The sequence below is a fragment of the Microbacterium sp. PI-1 genome (assembly GCF_004337555.1).
GTDB lineage: Bacteria > Actinomycetota > Actinomycetes > Actinomycetales > Microbacteriaceae > Microbacterium > Microbacterium aurugineum.
Genome location: NZ_SJYZ01000003.1, coordinates 159,524 through 174,339 on the forward strand (window position 1 = coordinate 159,524; position 14,816 = coordinate 174,339).

Annotated in this window: 16 protein-coding genes and 1 tRNA gene; 5 read left to right on the plus strand and 12 right to left on the minus strand. The window is 68.0% G+C overall.

The features are described from left to right. Positions 1–7 precede the first annotated feature (7 nt). The gene (gene serC / locus E0W80_RS04700) at positions 8–1,120 is read right to left on the minus strand and encodes a phosphoserine transaminase (RefSeq protein ID WP_131491499.1); all 1,113 of its coding nucleotides are present in this window, start codon (positions 1,118–1,120) and stop codon (positions 8–10) included. A 101-nt stretch (positions 1,121–1,221) separates the two neighbouring features. Here serC and E0W80_RS04705 point away from each other — a divergent pair, with 101 nt between their 5' ends. The 4 genes from E0W80_RS04705 to E0W80_RS04720 all read left to right on the plus strand — a co-directional run bounded on the left by E0W80_RS04705 (position 1,222) and on the right by E0W80_RS04720 (position 3,938). Further along, the gene (locus E0W80_RS04705; RefSeq protein WP_131491500.1) at positions 1,222–1,923 is read left to right on the plus strand and encodes a metal-dependent transcriptional regulator; all 702 of its coding nucleotides are present in this window, start codon (positions 1,222–1,224) and stop codon (positions 1,921–1,923) included. A gap of 350 nt (positions 1,924–2,273) precedes the next feature. Then, positions 2,274–3,011, plus strand: a complete 738-nt coding sequence (locus E0W80_RS04710; RefSeq protein ID WP_052193458.1) for a M23 family metallopeptidase — start codon at positions 2,274–2,276, stop codon at positions 3,009–3,011. Positions 3,012–3,320: 309 nt separating this feature from the next. Further along, a complete protein-coding gene (locus E0W80_RS04715) occupies positions 3,321–3,818 on the plus strand; it encodes an HNH endonuclease (RefSeq protein ID WP_047522501.1) in 498 nt (165 codons plus the stop codon). Positions 3,819–3,865: 47 nt separating this feature from the next. After that, positions 3,866–3,938 (plus strand) — tRNA-Arg (locus E0W80_RS04720). A 40-nt stretch (positions 3,939–3,978) separates the two neighbouring features. On the opposite strand, the gene E0W80_RS04725 is transcribed toward E0W80_RS04720, so the two are convergent. Genes E0W80_RS04725 through idi form a run of 8 tightly spaced genes read right to left on the minus strand, consistent with a single transcriptional unit; the run spans position 3,979 to position 11,877 of the window. After that, on the minus strand, positions 3,979–6,165 hold the full coding sequence (locus tag E0W80_RS04725; RefSeq protein ID WP_131491501.1) for an MMPL family transporter: 2,187 nt from the start codon (positions 6,163–6,165) through the stop codon (positions 3,979–3,981). Positions 6,166–6,203: 38 nt separating this feature from the next. Beyond that, positions 6,204–7,097, minus strand: a complete 894-nt coding sequence (locus tag E0W80_RS04730) for a prenyltransferase (protein WP_131491502.1) — start codon at positions 7,095–7,097, stop codon at positions 6,204–6,206. Beyond that, positions 7,094–7,435, minus strand: a complete 342-nt coding sequence (locus tag E0W80_RS04735) for a lycopene cyclase domain-containing protein (RefSeq protein WP_131491503.1) — start codon at positions 7,433–7,435, stop codon at positions 7,094–7,096. Before E0W80_RS04735 ends, E0W80_RS04730 begins: the two co-directional genes overlap by 4 nt. Beyond that, positions 7,432–7,779 carry a lycopene cyclase domain-containing protein gene (locus E0W80_RS04740; RefSeq protein WP_131491504.1) on the minus strand — a complete coding sequence of 116 codons (348 nt, stop codon included), beginning with the start codon at positions 7,777–7,779 and terminating at the stop codon, positions 7,432–7,434. Before E0W80_RS04740 ends, E0W80_RS04735 begins: the two co-directional genes overlap by 4 nt. Then, positions 7,779–9,368 carry a phytoene desaturase family protein gene (crtI, locus tag E0W80_RS04745; protein ID WP_131491505.1) on the minus strand — a complete coding sequence of 530 codons (1,590 nt, stop codon included), beginning with the start codon at positions 9,366–9,368 and terminating at the stop codon, positions 7,779–7,781. The genes E0W80_RS04740 and crtI overlap by 1 nt, the downstream gene beginning before the upstream one ends. Beyond that, positions 9,365–10,273, minus strand: a complete 909-nt coding sequence (locus E0W80_RS04750; protein ID WP_131491506.1) for a squalene/phytoene synthase family protein — start codon at positions 10,271–10,273, stop codon at positions 9,365–9,367. The genes crtI and E0W80_RS04750 overlap by 4 nt, the downstream gene beginning before the upstream one ends. Beyond that, complete coding sequence (locus tag E0W80_RS04755; RefSeq protein ID WP_131491507.1) at positions 10,270–11,352, minus strand: polyprenyl synthetase family protein; 1,083 nt, start codon at positions 11,350–11,352, stop codon at positions 10,270–10,272. The genes E0W80_RS04750 and E0W80_RS04755 overlap by 4 nt, the downstream gene beginning before the upstream one ends. Positions 11,353–11,355: 3 nt before the next feature. Then, a complete protein-coding gene (gene idi / locus E0W80_RS04760) occupies positions 11,356–11,877 on the minus strand; it encodes an isopentenyl-diphosphate Delta-isomerase (RefSeq protein ID WP_131491508.1) in 522 nt (173 codons plus the stop codon). A gap of 90 nt (positions 11,878–11,967) precedes the next feature. Between idi and E0W80_RS04765 the strand changes: the two genes are divergently transcribed. Beyond that, a complete protein-coding gene (locus E0W80_RS04765) occupies positions 11,968–12,618 on the plus strand; it encodes a MarR family transcriptional regulator (protein WP_131491509.1) in 651 nt (216 codons plus the stop codon). A 30-nt stretch (positions 12,619–12,648) separates the two neighbouring features. Here the strand turns inward: E0W80_RS04765 and E0W80_RS04770 are convergent, their stop codons facing one another. The 3 genes from E0W80_RS04770 to E0W80_RS04780 all read right to left on the minus strand — a co-directional run bounded on the left by E0W80_RS04770 (position 12,649) and on the right by E0W80_RS04780 (position 14,574). Continuing rightward, on the minus strand, positions 12,649–12,993 hold the full coding sequence (locus tag E0W80_RS04770) for an Lsr2 family protein (protein WP_131491510.1): 345 nt from the start codon (positions 12,991–12,993) through the stop codon (positions 12,649–12,651). A 75-nt stretch (positions 12,994–13,068) separates the two neighbouring features. Continuing rightward, complete coding sequence (locus E0W80_RS04775) at positions 13,069–13,926, minus strand: LuxR C-terminal-related transcriptional regulator (protein ID WP_131491511.1); 858 nt, start codon at positions 13,924–13,926, stop codon at positions 13,069–13,071. Positions 13,927–14,061: 135 nt separating this feature from the next. Continuing rightward, the gene (locus E0W80_RS04780) at positions 14,062–14,574 is read right to left on the minus strand and encodes a methylated-DNA--[protein]-cysteine S-methyltransferase (RefSeq protein ID WP_047524472.1); all 513 of its coding nucleotides are present in this window, start codon (positions 14,572–14,574) and stop codon (positions 14,062–14,064) included. Positions 14,575–14,816 lie beyond the last annotated feature (242 nt).

Here is a 14,816-nt window from a genome sequence, read left to right on the forward strand (position 1 = left end):
CGGGCGCTCAGGCGCCCAGGTTCTCCAGCACGTACTCGATGGAACGGGTGAGCTGGCGCACGTCGTCCGGCTCGATGGAGACGAACGTCGCCACGCGCAACTGGTTGCGACCGAGCTTGCGGTAGGGCTCCGTGTCGACGATCCCGTTGGCGCGGAGCGTCTTCGCGATGGCGGCGGCGTCGATGCTGTCGTCGAAGTCGATCGTCGCGACCACGGGTGACCGGTGCGCGACATCGGCGACGAACGGAGTGGCGACCGACGACGCTTCCGCCCAGTCATAGAGCACCGAAGAGGACTCCGCCGTGCGTGCCGCGGCCCAGGCGAGTCCTCCGTTGTCGAGGATCCACCGCAACTGGCTGTCGAGCAGGTGCAGCGTCGTGAGGGCCGGGGTGTTGAGCGTCTGGTTGAGGCGCGAGTTGTCGACCGCGTTCTTCAGGCTGAGGAACTCGGGGATGTACCGGTCGGTCGCGGCGATGCGTTCGATGCGTTCGATCGCGGCGGGGGAGACGGCGGCGAACCAGAGGCCGCCGTCCGAACCGAGGTTCTTCTGCGGTGCGAAGTAGTACACATCGGCCTGGGCGGCATCGAAGTCGATTCCGCCGGCAGCGCTCGTCGCGTCGATGACGGTGAGCGCCCCCTCGGCGTCGACGCGGGCGATGGGCGCCGCGACTCCGGTCGAGGTCTCGTTGTGGGGCCAGGCGTAGACATCGACACCCGGCACGGCCTCCGCGACGGTCAGCGATCCCGGCTCGGCCTTGCGGACATCGGGAGCCTCGAGCCACGGAGCCCCCGCGGCGGCGGCGAACTTGCCGCCGAACTCACCGAACACGAGGTTCTGGCTGCGGCGCTCGATGAGTCCGAACGCGGCGGCATCCCAGAACGCGGTGGATCCGCCGTTGCCGACGATGATCTCGTATCCCTCGGGAACGCGCAGCAGCGCAGCGAGCTGTTCGCGCACGCTTCCGACGAGGTTCTTCACCGGGGCCTGGCGGTGCGATGTCCCCAGGATCGAGGCTCCCGAGGCGGCCAGGGCCTCGAGTTGCGCGGGGCGCACCTTCGAGGGGCCGCAGCCGAAGCGGCCGTCAGTGGGCAGGAGGTCACGGGGAATCTCGATCGCCATGGCTTGATTCTAGGGGGCGAGCGGTGAGCTCCCGCACCGTGCACGGGTCTGATGTCCGTCCGGGAATGTAGGCTTGCCTAAGAACCCCGGAGGGCCTGCACATGACCGATCTGATCGACACCACGGAGATGTATCTCCGCACCATCCTCGAACTCGAGGAGGAGAACATCGTGCCGCTGCGCGCGCGTATCTCCGAGCGCCTGGGCCACTCGGGTCCCACGGTTTCGCAGACGGTGGGGCGTATGGAGCGCGACGGTCTCGTCATCGTCTCCGAAGATCGCACGCTCGAGCTCACCGACGCGGGGCGTCGCAAGGCCGTCGACGTGATGCGCAAGCACCGTCTCGCCGAGCGCCTGCTCTCGGATGTCATCGGGCTCGACTGGGCGTTCGTCCACGAAGAGGCCTGCCGGTGGGAGCACGTCATGAGCGAGCAGGTGGAGCGCCGCTTGGTCGAGCTCCTCGGCCACCCGACCGAGTCGCCCTACGGCAACCCGATTCCTGGCCTCGACCAGCTCGGCGACATCCCCGCTCGTACCTTCGACGAAGGCGTCATCGGTCTCGTGCAGCGTCTGAACGCGGCGGGGGGGCCCGTCGAAGGCACGGTCCGCCGTCTCGCCGAGCCCGCGCAGGTCGACCCCGAACTGCTGGAGCAGCTCCGCGACGCCGGCGTGGTGCCCGGCGCGCATGGTGACTTCCGTTTCAGCGAGGGATACGTCCTCATCCAGATGGACGGCCAGACCGACGGACTCGAGCTTCCCGTCGAGCTGGCTTCGCACATCTTCCTGGTGGGCGAACCGGCCTGATCCTCCGCGGGATCCCGGCGTGGAGACGGCCACCGACCGGGCCTCTGCGATGATTGTCAGGTTCCTGGGGTGACACGATCGTTATCTTCCGGTAACCTCGGTCGAGTCGCCAGCGAAGAAGCCCGCTGGAGACGCACCGCGAAGATTCGCCTTCCAGGCTCGTCGTCTTCACGGCAGGAACGCACGAAGTACCCCGAGCTACATTCATGCCACGAGAGCAGAGTGCCGACGAGCCAGCGCTACCCGAAAGCGCGAGGGCCCAGGAGGACCACGTTTTGGCCGCAGACATCGAACCGACCGCGAAGAAGACATCTGAAGACCGAGTACCAGCCCGCCGGACCGGCGCGCGTGTGGGTGCTCGCAAGGCTCTGAAGCCACTTCGTTCCATCGCCATCTTCGGGGCCGTCGGTGCACTGGTCGCCGGCATCGCGCTTCCGGCCTTCGCCTCGCCGAAGCCGACCGAAGCCGCCGCGACCACGACCCTGCAGCAGCTCGCCGCGGTCGACGCGCAGTCCCTCGTCGTCGCCTCGCAGGCCACCGCCGCGCCGCTGAGCCGCGGAACCTTCAGCGCCACGACTCCGGAGGAGATCGCGAAGAAGAAGGCGGAGGAGGCCGCAGCCGCTCGTGCCGCCGCCGCGACCACTGCGTCCGCTCAGTTCAACTCCGCGGGTTACGCCCTCACTTCGCCCGGGTCCGGCGAGGTCCGGTACCCGCTCCCGATGGGCTCCTGGAACGTCAGTCGCACGATCGGCGGCGGCCACAACGGTGCCGACATGCTCGCTCCCGCTGGAACACCGATCTATGCGGCCGCGGCGGGTGTGGTCCGCGCCTCGGCGGAGAGCATCGGCGGCTACGGCGTGTGCATCATGCTCGACAGCGTCGTCGGTGGTCAGCGCGTGCAGACCACCTACGGGCACATGATCTACGGATCGCGTCAGGTGCAGGTCGGCCAGACGGTCGCCGCGGGCCAGCTGATCGGCTACGTCGGCAGCACCGGACGATCGACCGCGAACCACCTCCACTTCGAGGTTTGGATCAACGGCGGACTCGTCGAGCCCATGTCGTGGCTGTCGGTCAACGCCGGCTGATTCTCCGACACGGTCTCCCTCATTCACCCGCTGTTTCGCCCTGCACCCAGGGAGATGGGTTAGCCTGATCCCGTTGTCGAACAGCGGGGAGAGGCAGATGGAGCGAATACCGACCATCCGAACCATGGATGCCCTCGGTCGTCACGTCCTTCTGCATAGCCCGCAGGGATGCCACGGCGTTGCCGTGCGCGAAAGGCGCTGTCTTTAGACGGCGCCTTTTTTCGTCCCTGCGATCGCTCTGCCACCTGCGCGACCTCGTGTGAGTCGAGAGTGCCGGGAAGCCGTCCCGGCGGATCGAGAGGATGACGAATGCGCACACTGGTCCTGAATGCCGGATACGAGCCGCTCGCGATCGTGTCGTTCAAACGAGCCCTCGTGCTCGTCATGAACGACAAGGCGACCGTTATCGAACGCGTGGAAGACGACCCCGTCTGGGGCACCCACGGTGTCTACGATCGTCCCGCGGTCATCATCCTCGCCCGGTACGTCCGGGTGCCGACGAGCAGACGAGTGCCGGTCACGCGGCGTGGCGTGCTCCGTCGCGACAATCACCGGTGCGGCTACTGCGGGAAAGCCGCATCCACGATCGACCACGTGCTGCCGCGTTCGCGTGGAGGCGCGGACTCCTGGGAGAACCTCGTCGCCTGCTGCCTGCGCTGCAACAACGTCAAGAGCGACCGCACCCCGCAGGAGATGCGCTGGCAGCTGCGATTCACGCCGCGTCCCCCGCACGGCACGGCCTGGACGGTGCGGGGAACCGAACGCAGCGACCCGCGATGGGAGCCGTACCTGGCTCTCGCCGCCTAGCCAGGGGCGCCGAGGGCGCGCTCTCGAGTCACGTAGACTTGACGCGCGCCCTCGTAGCTCAGGGGATAGAGCAGCCCTCTCCTAAAGGGCAGGTCGCAGGTTCGAATCCTGTCGAGGGCACCCAGCGAGGTCATCGCTTCCCGCTGTGGGGCGGGGCGTCTCAGTCCTCTCCGCGCCGCCAGAGCTTCGAAGGCCACCAGATCGCTTTGCCGATGTCGTAGGTCAGGGCCGGCACGAGCAGAGAGCGGACGACGAACGTGTCGAGCAGCACTCCGAAGGCGACGATGAACGACAGCTGGACGAGGAACAGGATCGGGATCACGGAGAGCGCGGCGAACGTCGCGGCCAGGACCAGACCGGCCGACGTGATCACGCCCCCCGTGATCGAGAGCCCGCGCAGGATCCCTTCTCGCGTGCCGTGCGCCTTCGACTCCTCGCGCACACGGGTCATCAGGAAGATGTTGTAGTCGATCCCCAGCGCGACCAGGAACACGAAGCCGAAGAGCGGGACGGCGGGGTCCGCACCGGAGAAGTCGAAGACCCCGTTGAACACGAGCGCCGAGACTCCCATCGCCGTGCCGAACGACAGCACCGTGGTCAGGATCAGCAGGACAGGGGCGAGGATCGAGCGCAGCAACAGCATCAGGATCACCATGATCACGACGAGGATCACCGGGATGATCAGGTTGCGGTCGTGGATCGACGCGTCGTTCGTGTCGATGGACGTGGCGGTGACTCCGCCGACGAGGGCGTTCGTGCCGTCGAGCTCGGTCCGCAGCTCACGCACCGTGGCCGCGGCGGCTTCGGAGTCCGCCGCGTCCGTGAGCGTTCCCTGGAGGAGCACCTCGCCGTCGACGGTCGTCGGCTCGGGGGCCGGCGTCCCGGGAGGACCGACGGCCGTGATGCCGTCGGCCGTCACGGGTGCGCTGCCGCTGGGGGAATCCGCGGCGGTGACCGAGACCGCATCGACGCCGTCGTTGGCGAGGAGCACGTCGGCGACGTCCTGCAGGCGGTCCTCGTCGACGACCACGTACACGGGGCTGCCGGATCCGCCGGGGAAGTGTTCACCGAGCGCGACCTGCCCGTCTCGGGCCTCCGAGGCGCCGAGTACCAGCTCGGACTGCGGAACACCGTTGGCATCGAGCTGGGTCACCCCGGCGGCTCCGGCCAGGAGGACGAGTGTGGTCACGATCCAGATCACCCGCGGGCGGCGCTTGATCACGCCGGCCAACCGAGCCCACAGGCCCGTCGTCCGCATGCCGTGCTCGGCGGCGACGACCTCGGGCTCGAAGTGCGGACGTCGCGGCCAGAACACCGCACGGCCGAAGAGCAGCAGGAGCGAGGGCAGCAGCGTCAGCGCGGAGAGCATCGCGAACACGATGCCGATCGCGGCCACGGGGCCGAGGGTGCTGTTCGATTTCAGGTCGCTGAGCAGCAGGCAGAGGAGCCCGGCGATCACGGTCCCGCCCGAGGCGGCGATCGGCTCGACCGACCCCTTCCAGGCCGCGAGCAGCGCCACCCCCTTGTCCTGGGAGACCCGCAGCTCCTCCCGGAAGCGTGCCACGAGGAGCAGGGCGTAGTCGGTGGCGGCGCCGATCACGAGGATGAAGAGGATGCCCTGGGTCTGGCCACTGAGCAGCAGCACCTCGAACTTCGCGAGCCACCACACGACCAGGAGTGCCACGCAGAGCGCGAACAGGCTCGTGGACAGCACGACGAGGGGCAACAGGAACGATCGATAGACGAGCACCAGGATGATCAGGACGGCCAGGAGCGCGACACCGAGCAGCAGGCCGTCGATGCCGGCGAAGCCCGCGACCAGATCGGCGCTGAAGCCGGCCGGGCCGGTGATGTACACCGTGATGCCGTCGGGGACGGCGCCGCGCAGCTCGTCGCCGAGAGCCGCCGTCGCGTCGGCGAGTTCCGCGTCGCTCTCGATCGGGATGAAGGCCTGGACGGCTTTCCCGTCCTCGGAGGGGAGCGCCGGAGAGACGTCGTCGCCGACGCCCTCCACGTTGGGTGCGTCCGCGACGGCGTCGGAGATGGCGTCCAGCTCGGAAGAGGTGAGCGCGTCTTCCGAGGTGAACACTGCGATGGCCGGGAGCGAATCGCTGTCGTTGAACTCGCCGAGCAGTTGCTGGACCTCGGTGGCCTGCGCCGACTCCGGCAGGTAGGTCGTCTGGTCGTTGGACGACACCTCGTCGACCTTGCCGAACAGGGGACCGCCGAGCGATGCACCCACCAGCCAGACGAGGATCAGTGCCACCGGAAGGAACACGCGTACCCAGGAGTGGCGTCGTGAGCGCTCCCTGATCGGTGGAGTCGGCGCGGAGTCGGGGCGGGACATCGTGTTCCTCTCGGAAGGGTTTCTGTTGTCGGGGAGGGTCAGGACACCCACGCGAGGATGAGGATCATCGTCGCGAGGAAACCGGCGAAATAGTTCAGCGCGATGAAGCGCCGCCAGGCCCGGTTCGTGGCTGCCGAGCCGGCGTCGTCGACGTTCCACCACGGTGCCGCGTTCACCACATAGGGCAGTGCGAGCACCGCGGCGAGCGGTCCCGGCCAGGGAGTCAGGAGCATCGCGGCTCCGGCGAGCACCCACAGCGACAGGGACAGTCGGACGGTCGCCCTCGCCCCGATCACGGTCGCGATCGAGGAGATCCCGGCTTCGCGGTCCGGTCCGACGTCCTGGACGGCACCGAAGGCATGCGCTGCCATGCCCCACAGGAAGAACGCGACGAGAGTGAGCGTGGTGGCGGACGTGACGGATGCGCCGGCCAGCGCGAGCCCGACGATCGCCGGGCTGACGAAGTGCGTGCTCGACGTCATCGAATCGAGGAACGGCCGCTCCTTGAAGCGCAGCACCGGTGCGGAGTATGCGATCACCGCGAACACGCTCACGGCCAGCCAGAACGAGGATGCCGGGTTGCCGACGATCACGAGGTAGGCGAGGAACGGGATGTTCGTCACTGCCGCTGCCCAGAGGGTCGCGCGATGGATGCGCGGCGCCAGGAGCGCGCCCTCGATCCCGCCCTTACGCGGGTTCGCGAGGTCGGACGCGTAGTCGAAGACGTCATTGATGCCGTACATCGCCAGGTTGTACGGGATGAGGAAGTACAGCGTGCCGACCAGCAGGGTCACGTCGAGCTCACGGGTGGTGAGCAGGTAGGCGGCTGCGAAAGGGAACGCGGTGTTGATCCAGCTGATGGGTCGCGACGACAGCAGGATCTGCGCGAGATCCCGTCCGAGCGTGCGGGATGGTGTGGCGCCGGCGCTCATCCGTGCTCCTCGTCGGTGTTGCGGTCCTCGCGTGCCCGCCGTCGCGCGCGCAGTTCGGCCCACACGGCGGGAAGGAGCAGGGCACCGGCCAGCGGGTAGGCGAAGTCCTCGACGGGGGCCCGCCCGATGTGGATCCCGAGCAGCGGACCTTGCGCGTAGTGGAACAATCCGCTCGCGATCATCACGGTGTCGAACACGGCGGTGAGGACGAAGAGCACCAGCACGGTGAGCAGCACAGCGGCCGGGAGCGGTCCGCGGCGTCGGCGGAGAAGCGGCAGGATGACGCCGACCACGACGGCGACGAGCAGGAAGCAGGCGGCGAGTTGGATGTAGCTCATGACGCACCCGCCCCTGCACGACGGCTTTCACGCCAGCGCGTGATCAGGCGTTCGGCCCCGGTGTAGATCACCATCGTGCACACCACGAGGAACAGCAGGAACACGGGTTCTTCGATCGGCAGTTCCGGCGCGAGCACGATCCCGGTCGCGATCGCGCCGTCACCGCGGAAGAAGATCCCGTTGGCGATGCCCGCCACATCCCACAGGAGGAAGAAGACGAGCCCGACGACTGTCACGACCGTCGCCGACACGGCATCGCGCCAGAAGAAGAGGCGGAAGCGCCAATCCAGCAGCAGCATGCAGCCCAGCGACAGGAGAAGGGCCGCCAGGTACACCATGCCCATCAGGACGCCTCCGTCCCGACAACGGTGGGCACGGGAACGGGGAGTGGGCCGGGGGAGTGATCACCGCGGATGCGCTTGAGGACGATCTCCGCACTGATGAGGCACATCGGGACGCCGACACCCGGCGCGGTGGTGGCGCCGGCGTAGAACAGGCCCTGCACACGCCGGGAGGCGTTCTGCGCGCGGAACATCGCACTCTGGGAAAGGATGTGCGCCGGTCCCAGCATTCCTCCGCGCCAGGAGTGGTAGTCGTCCTGGAAGTCCGCGGGGCCGATCGTCTCGCGCACCACGATGCGTTCGCGCAGATCCGGGATCCCGGCCCAGGTGGCGATCTGATCGATCGCGGCATCCGCCGCGCTCTCGACCGCGGGTGATCCCGTCCCGTCGGGTCCGCCGTGTCCGAGTTCGACGTCTGCCGGGACCGGGATCAGGACGAACAGGTTCTCATGGCCCTCCGGAGCGACATCGGGATCCGACGCGCTCGGTCGGCACACGTAGGTCGACGCCGGATCGGGAACGGTCGGGGTCGCTCCGAAGATCGCGTCGAAGTTGGCGTCCCAGTCATCGGTGAAGAACAGGGAATGATGCGGAAGCTCAGGCAAGGAGCCCCGCACTCCCAGCATCACGAGCACCCCGCCGGGCCCGCTGGTACGCCGTGACCACCAGGACTCGGGGTAGGTCTGCAGGGAAGGCGGCAGCAGCACGGTCTCGGTGTGGTGCAGGTCCGCGGCCGAGACCACGATGTCGGCGTGCTCCACGTGTGCGACGCCCGCGTCGTCCGTCCAGCCGACGCCGGTCGTGTGCACGCCGTCGGGGCCGTCCTGCGTGTGGATGCCGGTGACATCAGCACCGGTCACGATCCGCGCGCCCGCCGCGCGAGCCAGCGCGTCGATCCGTTCGACGACGCGCCAGAAGCCGCCTTGGGGGTAGCGCACGCCCTGATCGAGGTCGAGTGCGCTCATGAGGTGGTACATCGCAGGAGCGGTGCGCGGGTCGGTGCCGAGGAAGACGGCGGGGTAGCCGAGGATCTGGCGCACGACCGGATGAAGGAATCGCTGCTCCGCGAACGACTGCAGTCGGGTGCCGAGGAGCGTGAACAGCCGGGGGAGCGCCCGCAGGACCTCCGGGGCGGCGAGCGTGCGCATGCGGGTGAACGGGTTGTACAGGAAGTACTTCTCCGCCATCGCGGCTGCGTTGCGCGCGGAGTCCAGATACGCGTCGAGGGCGGGACCGGAGCCCGGCTCCAGCTCGTCGAAGAGCTCGGTGACCGCGTCACGTCCCGCGGGGACGCTCACCGACCCCGAGGACCGAGGCGAACGGAACACCCGATATCCCGGGTCGAGCGCGGTGAGGTCGAGCTGCTCCGACGTCGAGGTCCCCATCATCGCGAAGAAGTGATCGAACACCTCCGGCATCAGGTACCACGAGGGCCCTGAGTCGAAGCGGAACCCGTCCCGCTCGATGGATCCTGCGCGCCCGCCGACACGGTCGTTCTTCTCGAGGACGACGACCTCGTGCCCGTCCTTCGCCAGGAGGCCGGCCGTCGCGAGGCCGGCGACGCCCGCACCGATCACCACCACGCGGCTCATCGGTCCCGCTCCCACGTCGTCACGATCACGGCGCGACCCGCGAGCACGGCCTTGATCGGATCCGGCACACGAACGCGTCGGCGGTACAGCACCTCCACGGGCGTCTTCGCCACGCGTCGGGTGAGCGCGGCGAACAGGGAGAGGGCACTCCGCACCGCGGCGCGGGAATCCTTCGGGAGGAGGGGGATGGCGGCTTCGGCATCCGCCAGCTGCCGGAACACCGTCGCCACCCAGGCATCGCGGTCCGCATCCGTCAGCCGTGCGGACCCCCCGAGATACCCGCGGTGGAGCCGGTCCGTGTCGTCGGCGAGATCGCGGAGGAAGTTGACGTTCTGGAACGCGGCGCCCAGCTGGCGCGCACCGCGGCGGAGCGTGCGGAGCTCTTCGTCCGTCCGGTCCGCCCCCCGAAGGAAGACCTGGAGGCACATGAGTCCGACCACCTCGGCGGAACCGTAGACGTAGTCGGCGTGGGCGTCGGCATCGTAGGCCGTGAAGTCGGCGTCATCGGCGAGGTCGGCGCTCATCGAGGCGAAGAACGGCCCGGTCAGGTCCTCGCCGATACCGCACTCCCGTGCCGTCCGCGCGAAGGCGTGCAGGATGAGGTCGCTGCTGTAGCCCGTCCGCATCGAGCGGTGCGTCTCTTCGATGTAGGAGGCGAGCGCCGCCGTCTGCGCAGTGCTGTCGAGTCCGGCCTCGGCGGCCACCCCGTCGACGATCTCATCGGCGATGCGCACCATGGCGTAGATGTTGCGGACGTGCTGACGATGACGTCGGCCGAGTAGCCGGGTGGCGAGCCCGAACGACGTCGAGTACGTGCGGATCACATCGGTCGTGGCGATCTCCGCCGTGCGGTTGAAGCGCCGCAGCGCGGTGTCGTCCGTACGATCAGCCGGTTCCGCGGTCATCGGCGGCGCCCTTCGACGCGGGACGCGTGAGCGCGGATCGTCTGGGCAGCCGCGGCGGGGAGCGTGCCGTCGGACTCCGCGGCGGCAAGCGCGGTGGACACCGCATCCAGATGCTCGTGGATGAGTCCGAGGACGAAGCTCTCGGCACCGCACGCGCGCAATCGATCGCGGGCTTCGGACCCCTCCGAGACGGTGAGTTCGGATCTGCCGAAGTGCACCTCGATGCTCTCCCAGTGCGCCGTCATGCGGGCGTAGGCGATGATCGCCGTCTCCTTGCCCTCGCGCAGGTCGGAGTAGGCGTCCTTGCCGTGTTGTCCGGGGTCGCCGAACACGGAGAGCAGATCATCCTGCAACTGGTAGGCGAGGCCGAGATGCCGACCGATCTCGCTGAGCTGTTCCTCGGCGGCGGGGGATGAGCCCGCGAGCACGGCGGCGGCGCGCAGGGGGAGCACGAAGGAGTAAGTCGCCGTCTTGTAAGTGCTCGTCGCGAGGATGGTCCGCAGATCGGGCGCGATCACGCCGTCGCTCAGTGCGACGTCGGCATGTTCTCCGGCCACGGTCTCGAAGATCGTCTGCTCGAGCAGTGAGAGCAGGCGCTCACGGGCGTCGGCGGAGACATCGGCTCGCGCGAATCCCAGCACGGCCGAGGAGAGAAGCATGTCCCCGAGGAGGATCGCACTCGAGCGCGCCCAGTGCAGTGCGGGCTCGACGTGAGTATCGGCGTGGGCCGCGACCAGAGCGCCGATCAGATTCGGACCGCGCCGCCGGGTCAGGTCGCCGTCGATGACGTCGTCGTGCAGGAGGAAGGCGAAGTGGAGGAGCTCGACGTGTGCGGCCACATCGATCGCGCACGCGGTCTCCCGCTCCGACAAGGGGGAGGGGGAGAGTGATTGCAGAAGGTCGATGAGGAGGCGAGGACGGACGAGCTTTCCGCCGAGAGCGTGCTGCGCGGCGGCGCGCCAGAGTCCGACGAACTCCGCTCCGTATTTCTCGGCAGCCGCGCTGCGCTCCGAGAAGCGGTGGCGCAGAGCTTCTTCGATGCGCGTCCCGAGGTCCTCTTCCGTCACCGTGCCGCTCATCGGTCAGACCTCGCCGAGTCGTCGAAGAATCGGAAGCTGCTCGACGAGCCAGGGGCTGAAGGCGAACGGGGTGTGCGTGATGCCCTCGACGAGAGCGGCCACGTCGACCCAGATCCACTCGGACACCTCGTCGGGGTTCGCTGAGGGCTGGCCGTCGATGACGGCGACGTGCACGGGACAGATCTCGTTCTCGACGATCCCGCTCGCGTCCACGGCTCGGTAGCGGTAGTCGGGGAGGACGAGGCGCAGGTCGGTGAGTTCGATCCCGAGCTCGTGGACACCGTGCCGCCTGACGGCATCGAGCATGTCCTCCTCGGGGCGGGGGTGACCGCAGAAGCTGTTCGTCCACACACCCGGCCAGGTCTTCTTCGCCAGTGCGCGACGAGTGAGCAAGAGGCGACCGTGCGTGTCGAGGACGTAGCAGGAGAACGCCAGATGCAGCGGGGTGTCGCGGGTGTGGACGTCGCGCTTCGGCAGCGTCCCCACGGCGGTCCCGTCTTCGGCAAGGAGGGTCACGTCATCCATGGCATCTCCTTGATTCCGAGGCGTCCGGTGTTTCGCTAACTTGGTAAGTAGTCAACTTAGCATGAAACTGTTGGTGTGTAACATGATCGCATGGACACGGAGCCCGGCACCACCCCGCAGGAGAGCGCGGAGGAAGTGTTGTCGAACGGTGATCCCAGCGAGAGTGGGCACGAGAAGACTCCCGACGGACTCACGCATTCGGCGATCTACGACGTCGACGCCAGTGATCCGCGCAGCACGCTCGTGGACCGGCAGGGTGTGCCACCCGAGGAACTGCGACAGATCGCCCGGCTCATGGAGTCGCTCGCGAATCTGCGAGAGGCGGAGCAGAAGCTCTCACAGGCGTCCCGGCGCTACATGCGGCTCAACGAGACCGACATGCGTGCGCTGCACTACTTGATCGTGTGCGCGAACCGGCAGCTGGTCGCGACCCCCGGGGGCATCGCGCACCACCTCGGTGTCTCCACGGCGGCGACGACGAAGCTCCTCGACCGGTTGGAGAAGGGCGGGCACATCACGCGGGCGCCGCACCCCACCGACCGACGGGCACTTCATATCGCCATCACGCCGGAGACGCGATTGGCTGCGATGGAGACGGTCGGCCGTCAGCAGGCCAAGCGCTTCTATTCCGCGGCGCGCCTCAGCCCTGCGGAACGGGAAGTCGTCATCCGATTCCTCGCGGACATGACTGAGGAGATCACTTTGCGGGATGAGCCGTGGTTGAAGGAGACGGCCGAATAGTCTTCCCCGAAGGGATGACTCGGTGCGAGATCAGTGTGCGGCGTTGTACGCGTCGACGATAGGCGCGGGAATTCGTCCGCGCTCGGAGAGGGTGTGGCCGTTCTCCTTGGCCCAGGCGCGGATCGCCGCGACCTCCGGATTACGGGCAGGGCGCTTGCGCGAAGGCGACGTGCGGGTCGCGGCGGAAGAACCGGCGCGGCGTCCGGCGGAGATGTACGGCTCGAGAGCCGCGCGCAACTCCTCGGCGTGGGACGAATTCAGATCGATCTCGTAGGAGGCGCCATTCAACGAGAAGTGGACGGTCTCGCCTTCACCTACTTCGAGGACACTGCCGTCGATGTCGTCTACCAGCTGATGCACAATTCTTCTCGCCATGAATGCGAATATATGTCATCCGGTGAAACCGAGCAACCGGACAATAGCGAATTGACATTCATGCGGTGAATATATTCACGGGAGGAGACCTGCACGCCGTGCGCGCGTGACGGCGGCATGTCGCGTGGAGGCGTCGAGTTTGGACATCGCCGTGCCGAGATACGCCTTGATGGTGCCCTCGCGCAGACCCAGTTGCGTCGCGATCTCCGCGTTGGTCGCCCCCATCGCGGCGCAGGCGAGCACGTCGGTCTCCCGCGGAGAGAGGCGAACGGTGGGGATCGGACTGGTCGAGACGGTCGGATCGTCGCCTGCGAGGGTGACGAGGCGCTGCTCGACCCGCGCGATGCGCGCACGGAGTTCGGCGTCATCGAGGGAAGCCGCGATGCTGCGCAATTCGGCGAAGCTCTCCCGGAGTTCCTCACGCTGTGGCGGGGCTACGGCATCGCCCCCGCCGGTGTTCGCCTGGATCCGCCGCTGGACCTCGTCACGGATGCGCAGCTCGTCGGCCACCGACTGCGCCACTTGCATGGCAGGTGCGGTGGTCACGCCGCCGACCTGTTCCTCATCCCACCCGCCGGCATAGAGGACGCCGCGGGGGCGTCCCTGCACGATGATCGGCAGGGCGAGGAGCGTGCGCAGGCCCTCACCGAGGACGAACACGTCGTAGTCATGCGTGATCTGCTGGGACGAGCCGTAGTCGCTCGTCATCCGCGGGCGCAACTCCATCATCGCTCGTCCGCCCAGTCCGCGCTCCGGGCGGACGCGCAGTCCGTCCAGCGAGCGGGTGCGTGCGCCGACGATGCTGGTGACGCTCACGACGCCCTCTTCGATGAGACCGCCGAAAGCGACGGGGAAACGAGTTCGTCTGGCGAGTTCGCGCACGGCATTGGCGACGAGTTCGGTCTCGGATTCGAGGGTGGCGGGAGCGCTCACGATTACCTGCTTCCGGGTGACGACTGCGTGCCCCGTTTCGTAGCGTCGACTTTATCACCCGGCCTTCTTCTCTCCTGGCGTCAGACGTGGACCCGGCGGCCTACTCGCCGGGTCCACGTCTCGCGCCACGCCGGGTCAGCCGGCTTCGAGGTCGAGCAGGAACCGCTTCCGTTCGGGGTGTGCGCCGTAGTGCCCAGGGCTTCCATCCGAGCGCACCACCCGATGCACGGGGACGATGATCGAGAACGGTGTGAGCCGACACGCGGTGCCGACGGCGCGAGCGGCGCCGGGGTGTCCTGCCATCACGGCGACGTCGCCGTAGCTCATCGTCTCTCCCCAGGCGATGCCGCTGATGGTCTGCAGCGCGGTGCGCGCGAAGCCGTCGGTCAGGCGCCAATCGAGCCGGAGGTGCTCCTGGAAGGCGACCGGTGTGCCGTCGAAGTACTCGGCGAGCAGGTGCGCGAGCTCGTCGGCGGCGCCGGGATCGGGTTCCGGGACGGCGTGCAGTTGGCGGGCGACCCCTTCGAGGAGCCAGGGGACGTGCGGGTCTTCGGACTCGGAGAGGTCGAATCGTACGATGCCCTCGTCGGAGAACACCGCGAGGGCGTCGCCGAACGGAGTCGGAGCGAAGTCGTAGCGGAAGGTCATGGCACCATCCTGACCGGCGACAGTGGTCGCGGACCATCCTCCGCCCGGCTCAGGTGGATAAGACGAAACAGTGGAGCGCGGGGCAGGAGGAGTGCGGGTCGCCCGTCTCCGGCGGAAATTCGGCGGAAACCCGCCTGGGATACTCTCGCTCTCCGCGTGTCGCGCCTAGGGTGTCAATGTGTGGCGACGTGAAGACAGGTCTGCGGAGGACGCAGCGGCGGAGGACGCAGCGGCGGAAGCCG